General features: G+C 48.7%; 1 pseudogene. It reads left to right on the top strand.

Annotated features, from left to right (window positions below):
- Window positions 1-1,003, top strand: a pseudogene (gene dnaE / locus R7040_RS24955) (DNA polymerase III subunit alpha); the annotation flags it as partial.

Genomic DNA, 1,003 nt, shown 5'->3' with positions numbered 1-1,003 from the left:
CCAACCACGATTACAGACTTTTGCGCCAATTTATGCGGATGCGGAAGGGCATTTCCCAGTAACTCAGTTTGATAAGAACGACGTAGAAACTGCTGGTCTGGTTAAGTTTGACTTCTTGGGTCTACGTACTCTAACCATTATCGACTGGGCATTAGGGTTGATTAACCCGCGCTTGGAGAAGGAAGGTAAACCTCCTGTTCGTATCGAGTCGATACCTTTGGAAGATCCGGCTTCGTTTCGTTTACTCCAAAACTCAGAGACCACTGCGGTATTCCAGCTTGAATCGCGTGGTATGAAAGAGCTGATCAAACGACTTCAGCCTGACTGTTTTGAAGACATCATCGCATTGGTGGCCTTGTTCCGTCCGGGTCCGTTGCAATCGGGCATGGTAGATAACTTTATCGACCGTAAACATGGCCGAGAAGCGATCTCTTACCCCGATGAAAAGTGGCAACACGAGTCACTAAAAGAAATCCTCGATCCGACGTACGGCATCATTCTGTATCAAGAACAGGTAATGCAGATTGCGCAGGTTTTGTCTGGCTACACCCTTGGTGGTGCGGACATGCTGCGTCGTGCGATGGGTAAGAAAAAGCCGGAAGAAATGGCCAAGCAGCGTGCAACTTTCGAAGAAGGGGCGGTGAAGAACGGTGTTGATGGCGAGTTGGCGATGAAAATCTTCGACTTGGTAGAAAAGTTCGCAGGTTACGGTTTTAACAAATCGCACTCAGCGGCTTACGCACTGGTGTCTTACCAAACGTTGTGGCTTAAAACGCACTATCCAGCTGAATTCATGGCGGCGGTAATGACTGCCGATATGGATAACACCGAAAAAGTAGTTGGTCTGGTGGACGAATGTTTCCGCATGAAACTCACCGTGTTGCCGCCAGACATCAACTCCGGTTTATACCGTTTCAACGTTGATGAAAACGGTGCGATTGTATACGGTATCGGCGCAATCAAAGGTGTGGGTGAAGGCCCTATCGATGCGATACTAGAAGCG

Source organism: Vibrio sp. 1069 (assembly GCF_033340555.1).
Note: the sequence above shows the minus strand (reverse complement) of the source record. Positions and strands in the feature narration are given on the sequence as shown.